Source organism: Methylorubrum rhodinum, from assembly GCF_014199935.1.
GTDB lineage: Bacteria > Pseudomonadota > Alphaproteobacteria > Rhizobiales > Beijerinckiaceae > Methylobacterium > Methylobacterium rhodinum.
Map to the genome: position 1 here is coordinate 25168 of NZ_JACHOP010000004.1, position 15528 is coordinate 40695.

Below are 15528 nucleotides of genomic sequence, written 5' to 3' on the forward strand. Positions count from 1 at the left end.
ACCCCTATCGTTCACTGCGCCGGTCCGACCAGACGGTCGAGGATGTCGTCGAGCGCCGCATTCCAGGGACGCGGCGCGATTCCGTAGGCGTCGGTCAGGCTCCGCGTCGAGAGCCGTGAATTGGCCGGGCGCCGGGCCGGGGTCGGGTAGGCGGAGGTCGGGATGCCCTCGACCGGGACGCTGCGCCCGCCGCGCTTGGCCGAGCCCTCGACGATGGCGCGGGCGAAGCCGCACCACGTGGTGGCGCCATCGTTGACGAAGTGGAAGGTGCCGGTCGGCGCCGAAGGGTCCTGCGCGAGCCGCAGGGCGATCGTGGCGAGCGCCGCCGCGAGATCGGCGGCCGAGGTCGGGCAGCCGTGCTGGTCGTCGACCACGGTGAGCTTGTCGCGCTCGGCGGCGAGCCGCAGCATCGTCTTGACGAAGTTGCCCCGGTGCGGGCTGACCACCCAGGCGGTGCGAAGAATCGCGTGGCGCGGGTTGCCGGTGCGCACCGCCATCTCGCCCGCGGCCTTGCTGGCGCCGTAGACGCTGGTCGGGTTCACGGGGGCGTCGGGCGCATAGAAGCCCTCGCCCGTGCCCTCGAACACGTAGTCCGTCGAGACGTGGACGAGCGGGATGCCCCGCCGCTTGGTCTCCGCCGCGAGGATCGCGGGGGCCAGCGCGTTGAGGCGCCACGCGGCCGCCGCCTCGCTTTCGGCCTTGTCCACCGCCGTGTAGGCGGCCGGCACGATCACCGCCGCGTAGGCGCGGGCATCGAATGCGGCGGCGACCGCGCCCTCGTCGGTGATGTCGAGGCTCTGGCGGTCGGGGGCGTGGACCCGCACGTCGTCCGGCCAGGGATAGGCCTGCAGCTCGGTGCCGACCTGCCCGGCGCCGCCAAGGATGAGGATGTCCATGTGGCGGCCTACTTCGCGAGGCCGAGGCGCTCGCCGGAATAGCGGCCCTCGCGGATCGGGCGCCACCACGATTCGTTGTCGAGATACCATTGCACAGTCTCGACCAGGGCCTCCTCGAACACCTTGGTCGGCGTCCAGCCGACCTCGCGTTCGGCCTTGGTCGGGTCGATGGCGTAGCGCCGGTCGTGGCCGGGACGGTCGGCGACGAAGGTGATGAGCCGTTCGTGCGGGCCGTGCTCGGGCCGCACCCGGTCGAAGGCGGCGCAGAGCGCCTTGACCACGGCGAGGTTGTTGCGCACCGAGCGCCCGCCGAGCAGGTAGGTCTCGCCGAGGCGACCCCGCTCCAGCACCGCGACGAGGCCGCGGGCGTGATCCTCGACATGGATCCAGTCGCGCTCGTTCATACCGTCGCCGTAGACCGGCAGGTTCTTGCCGTCGAGCGCGGCCAGGATCATCAGCGGGATCAGCTTTTCCGGGAAGTGGCGCGGCCCGTAATTGTTCGAGCAGTTCGTCACCAGCACCGGCAGGCCGTAGGTCTCGTGCCACGCCCGCGCGAGGTGGTCCGAGGCGGCCTTCGAGGCCGAGTAGGGCGAGCGCGGATCGTAGCGGCTCTCCTCGGTGAAGAACCCGTCGGGGGGAAGCGAGCCGTAGACCTCGTCGGTCGAGACGTGGAGGAACCGAAATTTCTGCTTCGCCTCGTCCTCCAGGCTCTCCCAGTGGGTCCGCGCCCCGTCGAGCATCACCTGGGTGCCGATGACGTTGGTGCGCACGAAGGCGCCCGGATCGGTGATCGAGCGATCGACGTGGCTCTCGGCGGCCAGATGCATCACCGCGTCGGGCCTGAAGTCCGCGTAGAGGGCGTGGACGCGGGCCGGGTCGCAGATGTCGGCCTGCTCCAGGCGATGGCGCGGATCGTCCTTCAGGGGCTCCAGCGAGATCGGGTTGGCCGCATAGGTCAGCGCATCGAGGGTCAGCACCTCGTGGCCGAGATCCTGCACGAGGTGCAGCACCAGCGCGGAGCCGATGAAGCCGCAGCCGCCGGTCACCAGAATGCGCATCGCGAGGGTTCTCCGTCGATTTCGTTCAGCGGGCGGGTGCGTTCAGAACACGCGGCCGAGATCGGCCAGCAGCGGCGCCGTCTTGTCCTTGCCGGAAAGGATCGCCTCGGCCTCGGTCACCGGCCAGTCGATGCCGATGGCGGGATCGTTCCAGCGCAGGTTGCGGTCGTTCTCGGGGCTGTAATAGGCGTCGACCTTGTAGGCCACCATCGTGTTCGGCTCCAGGGTGCAGAAGCCGTGGGCGAAGCCGGCCGGCACGAAGAGCTGCTCGCCGCCCTCCGCATCGAGCCGCACGGACACGAACCGTCCGTAGCTCGGCGAATCGGAGCGGATGTCGACGGCCACATCCAGGATCGCGCCGGCGAGCACCCGGATCAGCTTGGCCTGCGCCGCGGGCGCGGTCTGGAAGTGCAGGCCGCGCACGGTGCCGGCGGGCGCCGAGAAGGACTGGTTGTCCTGGATGAACCCGTTGGCGATGCCGGCCTTGGCGAGCACGTCGGCCCGAAAAACTTCCGAGAACCAGCCGCGGTCGTCCCCGTGGCGCTTCGGGATCACCCGCTTGACCGCCGGAATCTCCGTGTCGATGACCTGCATCCGTCCCGTCCCCTCTCGCGGGTCGGCCCGCGGAGCGGGCGATCGTGGCCGCTTGAGACGGTCCAAGGCGGCGAAGTCAAGGCGATGTGATCGAAAATCGCATCGGGCCCCGGGCTTGCGCCCAGGCGATGGCGGCCATACCGCTGCCGCCCCGGCCGCCGTTCGCGGCCCATCAGGAGTTCCGATCCGCATGGTCGCGCACGCCTCTTCCCGCCGCCGCGCCTTCCGCATCGCGCTCGCCGCGACGCTGCTCGGCGCCCTGAGCGGCCCCGCCCTCGCGCAGAAGGGGGGCGACCTCTCCGGCCTGTGGCAGACCGAGACGGCGGGCTCGACCGTGCGCATCGCCCGCTGCGGCGCCGGCTATTGCGGGGTCATCGCGGCGACCGCCGGCGCCGGCCTCGACGCGCAGAATCCCGATCCGGGCTTGCGCACGCGCAAGCTCGTGGGCGTGCAGATCATGCAGGCCGGCACGGCGAGCGGGGAGGGGTTCGAGGGCAGCCTCTACAACCCGAAGGACGGCAAGACCTATTCGGGCAGCCTGACGCCGAAGGGGCCGGACACCGTCGAGGTCGCGGGCTGCGTGCTCAGCGTCATCTGCAAGCGCCAGACCTGGCGGCGGCTGCGATAAGTTTTTTGGGACTTCGCCTCCTCCCCGTCGTTGCGAGGCGGAGGCGTCAGCAATCCAGCGCTCCGCATCGTCCGGGGTGGTCGCGCACGCTGCCGCTTTCGTCGGCGCGGTCGCGCCCTCGCTGTGAAGGTCGCGCCCTGGATCGCTTCGGCTCCGCCTCGCGATGACGGCGCGGGGGAGAAAATCGAGCGGACCGACCCCGAAAAGACTACCGCTCCGTCAGCTTCATCTCGATGCGGCGGTTGCGGGAATAGGCCTCCTCGCTGGTGCCCGAATCGAGCGGCTGGAACTCGCCGAAGGCGCCCGCCAAGAGCCGCTGCGGCGGGATGCCCTTGCTGCGCAGGTACTGCACCACCGCGATGGCGCGGGCCGCCGACAGCGCCCAGTTCGAGGGGAATTGGGTCGACTGGATCGGCCGCGCATCGGTGTGGCCGTCGACCCGCAGCACCCAGGGGATGTCGGCGGGAATCTCCTTCGAGATGTCGAGGATGGCGCCCGCGATCCGGTCGATCTCCGGCCCGGCCTCGGGCTTGAGCGCGGCGGAGCCCGCGGCGAACAGCACCTCGGATTGCAGCACGAAGCGGTCGCCGACGATGCGGATGTCCGAGCGCGCGCCGATGATCTGGCGCAGGCGGCCGAAGAAGTCCGAGCGGTAGCGGGCGAGTTCCTGCACCCGCTGCGCCAGCGCCACGTTGAGGCGGCTGCCGAGCTCGGCGATGCGGGCCTGGCTCTCGCGGTCGCGGGATTCGGAGGCCGAGAGCGCGTCCTCCAGCGCGGCGAGCTGGCGGCGAAGGGCCCGGATCTGCTCGTTCAGCAGCTCGACCTGATTCTGCGCGCGCGCCGTGGCCCCGCGCTCGGCCGCGAGCTGCGCGTCCCCATCGGCGCTCTTGCCCTGCGTCGCGGTCGCGGCATCCGCCAGCGCCTGGAGCCGGTCGCGCTCGGCTTCCGTCGCCGTCAGCGTGTTGCGCATGCCCGCCACCGCCTCTTCCTGGGCGCGGCGGTTGGAGCGCTCCAGCGCCAGCAGGTCGGTGAGGTCGGCGATCTGGCGGTTGAGGCGGGTCAGCACCGCGTCGCGCCCGGTCAATTCCTGCGACAGGAAGAACTGCCCGACCACGAAGACGGTGAGCAGGAACACCACCGACAGCAGGAGGGTGGCCAGCGCATCGACGTAGCCGGGCCAGACGTCGATGCCGCGATGGGCGCGCGCGCGCCGGGAGGCCATCACTCGGCCTTTTCGCGGGCGATGCGGTCCAGCACCTGCTTCAGCTCGCGCTCACGGGCGGCCTGGGCCTCGACCCAGTCGCGGATCATCTGCTGCTCGGCGCGCATGTGCTGGACGAGGCCCTGGATGCCTTCGGCGAGGTTGGTCATCGCCTGGGTCGCGGCCCGCCCGCCGCCGCCCTCGGCGATGACGCCGCTCAGGCGATCGACCGCCGCCTGAAGCTCGCGGGCGACCGCCGGGTCGTGCTCGGGCGCGGGCCGGGCCGCGGAGACCACCGCCTGCTCCTCGCCCGAGACCAGCCAATCCTCCAACTCGTTGTGGAAGCGGGCATGGGCCTGCCCCGTCTGGAGGTCGAGGAAGCCGATCACCAGCGAGGAGGCGAGGCCGAACAGGGAGGCCGAGAAGGCGAGACCGATGCCGGACAGCGGCACCGCGAGCCCGCTCTTCAGCTCGTCGAACATGACGGCGGCGTCCCCCCCGCCGCGCATCCCGCCGATCACCGAGCCGACGGCCGAGAGCGTCTCGATCAGGCCCCAGAACGTGCCGAGCAGGCCGAGCAGGATCAGGATGCCGGCGCTGTAGCGCAGGATCTCGCGGCCCTCGTCGAGGCGCGCGGCGGTGGTGTCGAGCAGAGCCCGGGTGCCCGTGAGCGTCACGCCCGCGCGCCGGGCCTCGATCGCCGGCACCAGGGGCGCCAGCAGGACCGGCTTGTCCTTCGGCTTCTCGCCGGCGGCGACCGCGTTGAGGTAGCGCGTCTCGCGAAAGAGCCGGGTCACCTGCCCGAAGGCGAGCAGCACCGCGATGAGCAGCACGCCGAGGATCAGCCCGTTGAGGCCGGGATTGGCGAGGAACGCCGGAGTGATCTGCCGATAGAGGACGAAGGCGAGGAAGCCGACCAGCACGAGGAAGACCAGCATCCGCACGATGGTCATGCCGGGCTTGGCCAGCGGCGGGCTGTCGGAGGAAGACGCGGGACGGGCCGCCATCGGGGTCCATGCTCGTGTTTGGGCCGACGCCGGGAGGAGGGCACCGCGCGGGAGGAGGGCGGCGGCACTCTGGCGGCTTGACCTTACGCGATCAAGTCACTGCGCCGCTTGCGGTGGCGGTATTGGCGGAGGATCGCCGGTGCGGCGAACCCGCTCGCGATTCCGGTGGCGTTCGCTCCCTTCGCCATCCTTTCGCGCTCCCTTCGCGCTCACTCCGACCAGCGCAGCGAGGCGGCCGCCGCAAGCGTCCCGATGACGCCCGCGATGAGGCTGAGCGCGGCGAGCACGGCCAGCGGCGTCGTAAACGGCACGGTGCCGCCGAGCGCGGCTTCCGTGGCCGAGACGCCGAAGATCAGGGTCGGGATCATCAGCGGCAGCACCACGATCGCCAGGATCAGGCCGCCGCGGCGGATCGTGGCGGTGAGCGCCGCGCCGACCGCGCCGATGAAGGCGAGCGCGGGGGTGCCGACCAGCAGCGTCAGCGCGGTGGCCCCCATCGCGGTCGGCGTGAGCGCCACCAGCAGCCCGAACAGGGGCGCCGAGAGCGCCAGCGGCAGGCCGGTGGTGAGCCAGTAGGCCGCCACTTTGGCCAGCACCACGAGTTCGAGCGGCACGGCGGCGCCCGTCATCAGGTCGAGCGAGCCGTCCTCCTCGTCCGACTGGAACAGGCGGTCGAGGCCGATCAGCGTCGCCAGGACCGCGGCGAGCCAGAGGATCGCCGGGCCGATCCGCGACAGCAGGTTGAGATCGGGGCCGAGCGCGAACGGCACCAGCACCACGATCATCAGGAAGAAGACCAGCGACAGCGCCCCCGAACCGCCGACGCGGGCGGCGAGCTTCAGGTCGCGGGCCAGCAGCGCCGTGAACGCCCGCATCATGCCCAGCTCTCCTCGATCGGCTCGTCCAGGGCCTGCTCCGCGGAGGGCGGGCCGATGCGCAATTCGCGGGCATCCTCCAGGCCGAGCGCCTGATGGGTTGCGGCGACGACGAGGCCGCCGTCCGCCCGGTGCCGGGCCATCATCGCGGCGAGCACCTCCTGCGAGGCGAGGTCGAGGGCCGCGGTCGGCTCGTCGAGGAGCCAGAGCGGGCGGCGGCAGACGAGCAGGCGGGCCAGCGCCACCCGCCGCCGCTGCCCGGCCGAGAGATAGCCCACCGGCAGCCGCGCCACGTGCGGCAGGCCGAGTTCGGCGAGCGCATCGGGTGCGCTCAGCGCGGCGTCTCCCAGAAGATCGCGGGCGAAATCGAGATTCTCCTGGGCGGTCAGCGCGGATTTGAGGCCGTCGCGATGGCCGACGACGTGCAGGCGCTCGAACAGCGTCGCCTCGCCGATGTCTTCGCCGCGGATGGTGCCGGCATCGGGCTTGAGCCGCCCGGCCAGCATCGCGAGCAGGCTCGACTTGCCGGCGCCGTTGCGGCCCGTGACCATCAAGGCCTCGCCCGGCGCGAGGGCGAAGGAGAGACCGGAAAAGATCCGCCGCCCCGAGCGGCGGCAGGCGAGGCTTTGGACGATCAGCCGCACGAGTTTGCCTGTGACGCCACGCGCCCGTTCTCCGGCCCGCGATTGGAGTTGCCCATCACCGTCGGACCGGCGGCGATGGGAAGGCGCCTTTCCCTCCCCCTTGCGGGGAGGGGCCAGGGGTGGGGGTGGTTCAGGAGGAACCGCAGGGGTGCCTTCTGCCCGACCCCCACCTCCTACCTCCTCCCCGCTAGGAGGAGGAGCGGCGCCCTATTCTACCGACCGCGTAGCCTAAACCGAGGTCTGAGGCGAACCGGCCGTCGCGCAGCGCATTGAGCCTGACGGTCCACGACGGACCCGACAGGAGGCGGCCGTGGATTCGGGCGCGAGCGCACACCCCACCGAGGCCGAGTTCGAACAGGACCCGGCGGCCATCGCGGGCCGGGCGCTGCTGGAAGAGCGGCTGGCGCGCCTCACGCCCGATCAACTCTCCGCGTTCTGGGAGGCGGTCGGCCGCTGCTTCGGCGCGCCGCCGCCCGAGGCGCCGTAGGCCGCCGTTTCAGGAAGGGCAGACCGTCACTGCCCACGCGGCCGGCAGTAGCGGCCAGATTCGAAACGTTCTATAGACCGCGCAGGCTGCGCCGCGCGATCCTCTCAGGGCGTCCAAATCGCCCCTCGCGCACCATCCTGAGTGCCGGTTCCGGCACTCTTCCCGGGCGCCCCCGGGGCGGCGCGCGCTCGTTCACGGGCGCATACGGCCGAACACCTCTCGTGGCGCAGGTTATGCCTACGCCGTGTTCGACAACGCCAGCTTCAGGATCCGACTAGCCGTGGCATCGCTCGACAGCTTCAAGGCCCGCCAGACGCTTCAAGCCGGGGGCAAGACCTACACCTACTACTCGATCCCGCAGGCGCAGCAGAACGGCCTGGCCGATTCGACCGCCCTGCCGTTCTCGATGAAGGTGATCCTCGAGAACCTGCTGCGGTTCGAGGACGACCGCTCGGTCCGCAAGAGCGACATCGAGGCCGCCGTCGCGTGGCTCGACACCAAGGGCAAGGCCGAGACCGAGATCGCCTTCCGCCCCTCCCGCGTGCTGATGCAGGACTTCACGGGCGTGCCCGCGGTGGTCGATCTGGCCGCGATGCGCGACGCCATGGTCTCGCTCGGCGGCGACCCCCAGAAGATCAACCCGCTGGTGCCGGTGGATCTCGTCATCGACCACTCGGTGATCGTCGATGAGTTCGGCACCCCGAAGGCGCTCGGCGACAACGTCTCCCTCGAATACGCCCGCAACGGCGAGCGCTACACCTTCCTCAAGTGGGGCCAGTCGGCCTTCGACAACTTTTCCGTCGTGCCGCCCGGCACCGGCATCTGCCATCAGGTCAACCTCGAATACCTGTCGCAGACGGTGTGGACGCGATCAGAGGACGGCGCCGAGGTCGCCTATCCGGATTCGCTCGTCGGCACCGATTCGCACACCACCATGGTCAACGGTCTGGCCGTGCTCGGCTGGGGCGTCGGCGGCATAGAGGCCGAGGCGGCGATGCTCGGCCAGCCGCTGTCGATGCTGATCCCCGAGGTCGTCGGCTTCAAGCTGTCGGGCAAGCTGCCCGAGGGCACCACCGCGACCGATCTCGTGCTCACCGTCACGCAGATGCTGCGCAAGAAGGGCGTGGTCGGCAAGTTCGTGGAGTTCTACGGCCCCGGCCTCGACGACATGGCGGTGGCCGACCGCGCCACGATCTCCAACATGGCCCCGGAATACGGCGCCACCTGCGGCTTCTTCCCCATCGACCGCAAGACCATCGACTTCCTCAAGGTCACCGGCCGCGACGACGCCCGGATCGAGCTGGTCGAGGCCTATGCCAAGGCGCAGGGCATGTGGCGCGACGCGCAGACGCCCGACCCGGTCTTCACCGATGCCCTCGAACTCGACATGGGCACCGTGCGCCCCTCGCTCGCCGGCCCGAAGCGCCCGCAGGACCGGGTGCTGCTCGACGCCGCCAAGCCGGGCTTCGCCGACTCGATGGAGAAGGAGTTCAAGCGCGCCGCCGACATTTCGAGCCGCTACGCGGTCGAGGGCACCAACTTCGACATCGGCCACGGCGACGTGGTGATCGCGGCGATCACCTCCTGCACCAACACCTCGAACCCGAGCGTGATGATCGGCGCCGGCCTGCTCGCCCGCAACGCGGTCGCCAAGGGCCTGCGCTCGAAGCCGTGGGTGAAGACCTCGCTCGCTCCCGGCTCACAGGTCGTGGGCGAGTATCTCGACAAGTCGGGCCTGCAGGAGAGCCTCGACGCGCTGGGCTTCAACCTCGTCGGCTTCGGCTGCACCACCTGCATCGGCAATTCGGGCCCGCTCCCGCCCGCGATCTCCAAGGCGATCAACGACAACGACGTGGTCGCCGCCGCCGTCCTCTCGGGCAACCGCAACTTCGAGGGCCGCGTGAACCCCGACGTGCGTGCCAACTACCTCGCCTCGCCGCCGCTGGTGGTGGCCTACGCGCTCGCCGGCTCGCTCCAGATCGACATCACGACCGAGCCGCTGGGCCAGGGCTCGGACGGCCAGCCGGTCTACCTCAAGGACATCTGGCCGTCCTCGGAAGAGGTGAACCGCTTCATCGAGGAGAACATCACCTCGTCCCTGTTCAAGAGCCGCTATGCCGACGTGTTCGGCGGCGACGACAACTGGAAGGGCGTCGAGGTGACCGAGGCCGAGACGTTCAGTTGGGACGGCGGCTCGACCTACGTGCAGAATCCGCCTTACTTCGAGGGCATGACCAAGACCCCCGATCCGGTCACCGACATCGAGGGTGCGCGCATCCTGGGTCTCTTCCTCGACTCGATCACCACCGACCACATCTCGCCCGCGGGCAACATCCGCGCGGCCTCGCCCGCCGGCGCGTACCTGCAGGAGCATCAGGTGCGGGTGCAGGACTTCAACCAGTACGGCACCCGCCGCGGCAACCACGAAGTCATGATGCGGGGCACCTTCGCCAACATCCGCATCAAGAACCAGATGGTGCGGGACGAGGCCGGCAACGTGGTCGAGGGCGGCTGGACGCTGTTCCAACCCTCGGGCGAACAGCTCTACATCTACGACGCGGCCCAGAAATACGCGGAGCAGGGGACCCCGCTCGTGGTCTTCGCCGGCAAGGAATACGGCACCGGCTCGTCGCGCGACTGGGCGGCCAAGGGCACCAAGCTGCTCGGCGTGCGCGCCGTGATCGCCGAGAGCTTCGAGCGCATCCACCGCTCGAACCTCGTCGGTATGGGCGTGGTGCCGCTGGTCTTCCAGGGCGAGGAGTCGTGGCAGTCGCTCGGCCTCAAGGGCGACGAGACCGTGACGATCAAGGGGCTGGCCGGCGAGCTGAAGCCGCGCCAGACGCTGACGGCCGAGATCACCTCGGCCGACGGCACGAAGCGCGAGGTGCCGCTGACCTGCCGGATCGATACGCTCGACGAGCTGGAATACTTTCGTAATGGCGGCATCCTGCCCTACGTGCTGCGCTCGCTCGCGGCGTAAGCGAAGGGCGTGGGGATGCCGGAGTGGCTGCACGTCACGCTCGGCCTCCTCGGCGGCCTCGCGGTTCTGGCGGCCGTGTTCGCGGTCGCCTGTTTCCCGCGCTCGCGGAGGGAAAAACCGTCCCGCTTGGCACCGCCATCGGGGCGATCCGACCACGACATCACGACCAACTACACGAACGGCATCACGCCGGACGTCTGACTGAAGCGACGCCGATGATCCGGTAGAAGGGGCCTCTTCCGAAAGGGAGGGGCCTTTTTCGCATCCACGCGCTATGTCCTGCGCCGCACAAGGAAGGACGCGTTACGCATGATCCTGGAAATCGCGCAGATCGATGTGAAGGCGGGCTCCGAGTCCGCGTTCGAGACCGGCATCACGCAGGCCGCCGAAATCTTCCGCGCGGCCGCGGGCTGCCGCAGCTTCGCGGTGCGCCGTTCCGTCGAGAAGCCGCAGCGCTATCGTCTGCTGATCGAGTGGGACACGCTGGAAGCCCATACCAAGGACTTCACCGGCTCGCAGGCCTGGAAGGACTATCGCGCGCTCGTCTCCGACACGTTCGAGAGCCCGCCCCAGGTCGAGCACACCGAACTGACCCTCAAGGCGTTCTGAGCGAAGACAGGGAAGACGCGCCCATGAAGATGTACGGCAACTGGCGCTCGGCGGCCGCCTTCCGCGTGCGCATCGCGATGAACCTGAAGGGCATCGCCTACGAGGAAATCTTCCTCGACCTCGACGCGGGCGACCAGTTCAAGCCCGACTTCCTCGCGATCAACCCGCAGGGCGCGGTGCCGGCGCTGTTCGACGGTGACGGACCGCCCCTGACCCAATCGCTGGCGATCCTCGACTATCTTGAGGAGACGCAACCCGGTGTGAAGCTGCTGCCGGCCGACCCGCGGGCGCGGGCGCGGGCCCGTTCGCTGGCCCAGGTCGTGGCCTGCGACACCCATCCCCTCTACGTCCCCCGCGTCCGCAATTTCCTGATGGAGCATTACGGTCTGCCGCGGGAGCGGATGCTCGACTTCCTGCGCCACGCCTTCACCACCGGCCTCAAGGTGCTAGAGCAGCGCCTCGCGACCGAGCCCGGCACCGGCCGCTACTGCCAGGGCGACGCGGTGAGCCATGCCGACCTCTGCCTGATCAGCCTGTGGGTCGGCACCGGCATCTTCGGCATCGACACCGCGCCCTATCCCACGGTGAAGCGTATCGCCGAAGAGCTTCTGGCCCTCGACGCGGTCGCCCACGCCCATCCCCTGCGCCAGCCCGGCGCCCCGGTATCGTAGCACCGCCCGCCCCGCGACCCACCCGCGCACGGAAGTGTGGGCCTCTGCACGTTTGGTGATGTAAGGTCATTCCAAACTGGCAAGGCCGCCCGTGAGGCGGCCGGATCGTGGAGTGGGGCAAGGATGGTTCCGAGCGAGTCGGTCACCGATCTGCACAAGATCGTCGTGGTGGGAGGAGGCGCGGCCGGGCTGGAACTGGTGACCGCGCTCGGCAACAAGTACGGCAAGCGCGGCAAGGCCCACGTCACGCTGGTGGATCGCGCCCGCACCCATATCTGGAAGCCGTTGCTGCACGAGGTCGCCGCCGGTTCGCTCGATGTCGGCCACCACGCGGTCGATTACCTGCACCACGCCCACGCCAACCACTTCCGCTACCGCATCGGCGAGATGACCGGGCTCGACCGCGAGCGCCGGATCGTCCAACTCGCCGCCAGCACCGACAGCGAGGGCCGCGAGGTCACGCCCGTGCGCGCCATCCCCTACGACACGCTGGTGATGGCGGTGGGCTCGACCACCAACGATTTCGGCACGCCCGGCGTGAAGGAGCACGCCATCGCGCTGGACACGCAGGAGCAGGCGGTGCGCTTCCATCAGCGCCTCGTCAACGGCATGCTGCGCGCCCACACCCAGGAGGGTCCGGTCCGTCCGGGGCAGCTCCACGTCACCGTGATCGGCGCGGGCGCCACCGGCACCGAACTCGCGGCCGAACTCCACCGCACCACCCGCGAGGTCGCCAAGACCGGCCTCGACAAGATCGATCCGGCCAAAGACCTCAAGATCACCCTGGTCGAGGCCGCCGACCGCATCCTGCCGGCCGTCCCGGCCCGCCTCTCCTCGGACGTGATGGCCCTGCTTTCCAAGATCGGCGTCGAGGTGCGGGTGAAGGCGCGCGTCACCGAGGTGCGGGCCGACGGCGTGCAGCTCGCCGACGGCGGCTTCATCCCGTCCGAGCTGGTCGTGTGGGCCGCGGGCGTGAAGGGCGCGAATTTTTTGAAGGATCTCGGCGGCCTGGAGACGACGCGCAACAACCAGCTCGTCGTGACGCCGACTCTGCAGACCACCCGCGACCCGGACGTGTTCGCCATGGGCGATTGCGCCTACCTCGTCGAGCAGGGCTCGGACACGCCGATCCCGCCGCGCGCCCAGGCCGCCCACCAGCAGGCCGCGCATCTGCTTAAGCAGATCCCCAACAAGATGGCCGGCAAGCCGTTGAAGCCGTTCAAGTACCGCGACTTCGGCTCGCTGGTCTCGCTCGGCGAGTACACCACGGTCGGCAACCTGATGGGCTTCATCCAGGGAAAGAACATGTTCATCGCCGGCCTCTTCGCCCGGCTGATGTACCGCTCGCTTTACAAGATGCACGAGACCGCGGTGAACGGCTTCTGGAAGACCGCTCTCGACGCGCTGGCGCGCGCGATCACGCGGCGGACGGTGGCGCGGGTGAAGCTGCACTGAAGCCTTTGGGGCTCGCGCGACGCGGGCCCCCGAGCCGCGCCTCCATCCACCGCCGTCATTCCGGGGCGCCGCAGGCGAACCCGGAATCCACGACCTGCCGCGACGGGTCACGATGCGTCGCATCACGGATGAATTCCGGGTTCCGCTGCGCGGCCCCGGAACGACGGCGGTGGGGTCCGAGGCCTCCGGTGCTTGAACCGCCGGCCCCGCGCCTCATCTTCGCTTCCGGTCGGCTCGCGCGAGCGCGGCCGGGAGGAGACGCCATGGTCCTGATCAGCGTGATGTATCCGAGCGACAGCGGCACCCGCTTCGATATGGATTACTACCTCAAGACCCACATGCCGCTGGTGAGCCAGCGCTGGTCGTCGAAGGGGCTTCACGACTACACGGTGCTCAAGGGAGCCGGCACGCCGGACGGCGGCACCGCCCCGTATCAGGTGATCGCCAACCTGCGCTTCGACTCCGCCGACGCCTTCAAGAAGGCCGCGGGCGAGGACGGGGAGGAAATCTTCGGCGACATCCCGAACTTTACGGATTCCCAGCCCGTGGTGCAGATCAGCGATTTCGCGGAGTAGGCGTCTCTCCGGGCCGGTGCGCCGGCCCGGACGACGCGGATGGATAGGACGGAACGCCGATGATCGACATCATCAAGCAACTGCAGGAGGCCAATCCTGCGCTCGGCACCACGATCATCGTGCTGCGCGCCGATTCGCGCGCCTTGAGCGATCCCGCGACGCTGACGCCGGAGGCGCAGGCCTGGATCGCGCAGAACACGCCCGATGCGCGCCTGTCGCAGGAAAAGATCCTGCTCGCGCCCTATCCAGGCGCGGCGCCCGCGGAGCGGACGGTGACGGTGCTGGCCTTCTCGGACGCCCGCCACCTCGCCGCCTTCGCGACGGTCTGGACCGCGGACCCGATCGAGGACGAGGACGAGGACGCCGCCTGACGGCGGCGCCCCGTCTTTGTCTCAGCGTCCCCCGACGATCCGCTCGGCGGCCTGGATCATCTCCTTCATCGCCGCGGTCGCGGCCTTGTAGGCCGGGGTGCCGACGTCCCAGTTGCCCTGGGCGATGGCGGTGACCATACGGGCGGCCTCCTCGTGGGCCTTGGCGTCGGCGGTGAGGAAGGCCTCGACCGCCGCCTGATTCGCTCCACTCCGGCCGGCTTCCGCGGTGCGCTTGGCGGCGCGGCCCCGCAGCACTGCGGCGGCCTGGTCCGCGGGCGAGAAGCCGACGAGGATCGTGGCCAGCGCCCGCTTCCACTGGCCGATGTCGGCGGGCAGCCGCACCAGCTCGTAATGCTCGATGCCGGCGGCGTCCTCCAGCCCGGCCTGGGCCAGGGTCTCGGCCTTCACGAGGCGGCCGGTGATGCTGTCGATCTCGGTACGGGTCTTGGCCGCCTTTTCGGCGATGCTCTGCACGCTGCCCGAGATTTCCGCGGTGGCGCTGCGTTGCTGACCGAGGGCGGCGGCGAGCGCCGCGTTCAGCTCGCTGGTCTGGGAGATGCGCTCGGCCGCGTCCTCGACCCGGCCCCCGAGATTCTCGACCACCGTGCTGCCGGACGCGACCGCGCCGCGGCTCTCCTCCACGGCTTTCGCGATCTGGCCCATCTCGCCCTGGAGCGTGTTGAGCCACGTGCGGATCTGCTCGGTCGAGCGGGCGGTCTGGCCCGACAGCGACTTCACCTCCGCCGCGACCACCGAGAAGCCGCGGCCCGCCTCGCCGGCCCGCGCCGCCTCGATCGTCGCGTTCAGCGCGAGCAGGTTGGTCTGGCTGGAGATCGTCGCGATCGTGCCCGCCATGGTGCCGATCTCGGCGATGGCGTTCTGCAGGAGCTTCAGGCGCTCGTCGATCTGGTGGGTGCGATCGCGGATCGCGTCCATGGCCGAGCGGGCGTTGCGGACGTCCGAGGTGCAGTTCGCCATCGCCTCGCGGGCGGCGAGCGCGGAGGCACCGGCCGAATCGGAGGTCTCCGACACCTCGGCGATCGAGGCGACCATCTCCTCGATGGCGCTGGCGATCGTCTGGGTCGATTGCGCGACCTCGCCGATGTCGTAGGTGGTCCAGCCGATGTTGATCGCGCCCTCGGAGGCCTCCTTGGCGACGGCGGCGAGCTTGGCGCGCTCCGCCCGCAGGCCGGCGCTGTGCGCCCGCCCGAGATCGCCGAGCGCGGTGCCCACCGGCGTGCCGGCGAGCCCGGGCGCGTCGGACAGGCCCGCGCCCTTGCTCAAGCGTTCGATCGCCGCGACGAGGCGCGCCTCGTCCGACGGACCCTCGGTCCGGCTGTCGGAGGCCGGCAGGACCGAAGGTCCCGCATCGCGACGGAACTTGAGAGGCAGCATGATGATCCTGGGTACCTCCTCGCCTTCGAGCACTCGGAACGGATGTGCCGTCCTTCGCCTCGAAACCGCTCCGGCCATACGT

General features: G+C 70.1%; 17 protein-coding genes. 9 read left to right on the plus strand and 8 right to left on the minus strand.

The features are described 5' to 3' along the window. Positions 1-11 precede the first annotated feature (11 nt). From rfbD to rfbC, 3 genes are read right to left on the minus strand one after another with little or no spacing between them, the layout of a single operon-like run. Entirely contained in the window at positions 12-896 is an 885-nt protein-coding gene (gene rfbD, locus HNR00_RS06205; RefSeq protein ID WP_183566566.1) for a dTDP-4-dehydrorhamnose reductase, read from the minus strand. A gap of 8 nt (positions 897-904) precedes the next feature. Continuing rightward, positions 905-1954: a dTDP-glucose 4,6-dehydratase gene (gene rfbB / locus HNR00_RS06210; protein ID WP_183566569.1), complete on the minus strand. Its 1050-nt coding sequence runs from the start codon at positions 1952-1954 to the stop codon at positions 905-907. A 42-nt stretch (positions 1955-1996) separates the two neighbouring features. Then, a complete protein-coding gene (gene rfbC / locus HNR00_RS06215; RefSeq protein WP_183566572.1) occupies positions 1997-2548 on the minus strand; it encodes a dTDP-4-dehydrorhamnose 3,5-epimerase in 552 nt (183 codons plus the stop codon). Between the two features lie 190 nt (positions 2549-2738). Between rfbC and HNR00_RS06220 the strand changes: the two genes are divergently transcribed. Beyond that, positions 2739-3176 (plus strand): DUF2147 domain-containing protein, encoded by a 438-nt coding sequence (locus HNR00_RS06220; protein WP_183566575.1) that lies wholly within the window; start codon positions 2739-2741, stop codon positions 3174-3176. Positions 3177-3384: 208 nt separating this feature from the next. On the opposite strand, the gene HNR00_RS06225 is transcribed toward HNR00_RS06220, so the two are convergent. The 4 genes from HNR00_RS06225 to ccmA form a co-directional block, all read right to left on the minus strand. Further along, positions 3385-4398, minus strand: a complete 1014-nt coding sequence (locus HNR00_RS06225; RefSeq protein ID WP_183566578.1) for a peptidoglycan -binding protein — start codon at positions 4396-4398, stop codon at positions 3385-3387. Further along, positions 4398-5384 (minus strand): MotA/TolQ/ExbB proton channel family protein, encoded by a 987-nt coding sequence (locus HNR00_RS06230; RefSeq protein WP_183566581.1) that lies wholly within the window; start codon positions 5382-5384, stop codon positions 4398-4400. The genes HNR00_RS06225 and HNR00_RS06230 overlap by 1 nt, the downstream gene beginning before the upstream one ends. Before the next feature lie 209 nt (positions 5385-5593). After that, positions 5594-6262 carry a heme exporter protein CcmB gene (gene ccmB / locus HNR00_RS06235; RefSeq protein ID WP_183566585.1) on the minus strand — a complete coding sequence of 223 codons (669 nt, stop codon included), beginning with the start codon at positions 6260-6262 and terminating at the stop codon, positions 5594-5596. Then, positions 6259-6903: a heme ABC exporter ATP-binding protein CcmA gene (gene ccmA, locus HNR00_RS06240; RefSeq protein ID WP_183566588.1), complete on the minus strand. Its 645-nt coding sequence runs from the start codon at positions 6901-6903 to the stop codon at positions 6259-6261. Before ccmA ends, ccmB begins: the two co-directional genes overlap by 4 nt. Positions 6904-7213: 310 nt before the next feature. Here ccmA and HNR00_RS06245 point away from each other — a divergent pair, with 310 nt between their 5' ends. The 8 genes from HNR00_RS06245 to HNR00_RS06280 all read left to right on the plus strand — a co-directional run bounded on the left by HNR00_RS06245 (position 7214) and on the right by HNR00_RS06280 (position 14051). After that, a complete protein-coding gene (locus HNR00_RS06245) occupies positions 7214-7390 on the plus strand; it encodes a hypothetical protein (protein ID WP_183566591.1) in 177 nt (58 codons plus the stop codon). Between the two features lie 280 nt (positions 7391-7670). After that, a complete protein-coding gene (gene acnA, locus HNR00_RS06250; RefSeq protein ID WP_183566594.1) occupies positions 7671-10370 on the plus strand; it encodes an aconitate hydratase AcnA in 2700 nt (899 codons plus the stop codon). Between the two features lie 15 nt (positions 10371-10385). Continuing rightward, positions 10386-10571, plus strand: coding sequence for a hypothetical protein (locus tag HNR00_RS06255; protein ID WP_183566597.1), 186 nt, complete (start codon positions 10386-10388; stop codon positions 10569-10571). A gap of 108 nt (positions 10572-10679) precedes the next feature. After that, complete coding sequence (locus tag HNR00_RS06260; protein WP_183566600.1) at positions 10680-10979, plus strand: antibiotic biosynthesis monooxygenase family protein; 300 nt, start codon at positions 10680-10682, stop codon at positions 10977-10979. 23 nt (positions 10980-11002) lie between these two features. Next, a complete protein-coding gene (gene maiA / locus HNR00_RS06265) occupies positions 11003-11650 on the plus strand; it encodes a maleylacetoacetate isomerase (protein WP_183566603.1) in 648 nt (215 codons plus the stop codon). Positions 11651-11773: 123 nt separating this feature from the next. After that, positions 11774-13105 (plus strand): NAD(P)/FAD-dependent oxidoreductase, encoded by a 1332-nt coding sequence (locus HNR00_RS06270; protein ID WP_183566606.1) that lies wholly within the window; start codon positions 11774-11776, stop codon positions 13103-13105. A 263-nt stretch (positions 13106-13368) separates the two neighbouring features. Then, on the plus strand, positions 13369-13680 hold the full coding sequence (locus HNR00_RS06275; RefSeq protein WP_183566609.1) for an EthD family reductase: 312 nt from the start codon (positions 13369-13371) through the stop codon (positions 13678-13680). 59 nt (positions 13681-13739) lie between these two features. Then, positions 13740-14051, plus strand: a complete 312-nt coding sequence (locus HNR00_RS06280; protein WP_183566612.1) for a hypothetical protein — start codon at positions 13740-13742, stop codon at positions 14049-14051. 21 nt (positions 14052-14072) lie between these two features. Here HNR00_RS06280 and HNR00_RS06285 read toward each other — a convergent pair whose 3' ends face one another. Continuing rightward, positions 14073-15446, minus strand: a complete 1374-nt coding sequence (locus HNR00_RS06285) for a methyl-accepting chemotaxis protein (protein ID WP_183566615.1) — start codon at positions 15444-15446, stop codon at positions 14073-14075. Between the last annotated feature and the right edge of the window lie 82 nt (positions 15447-15528).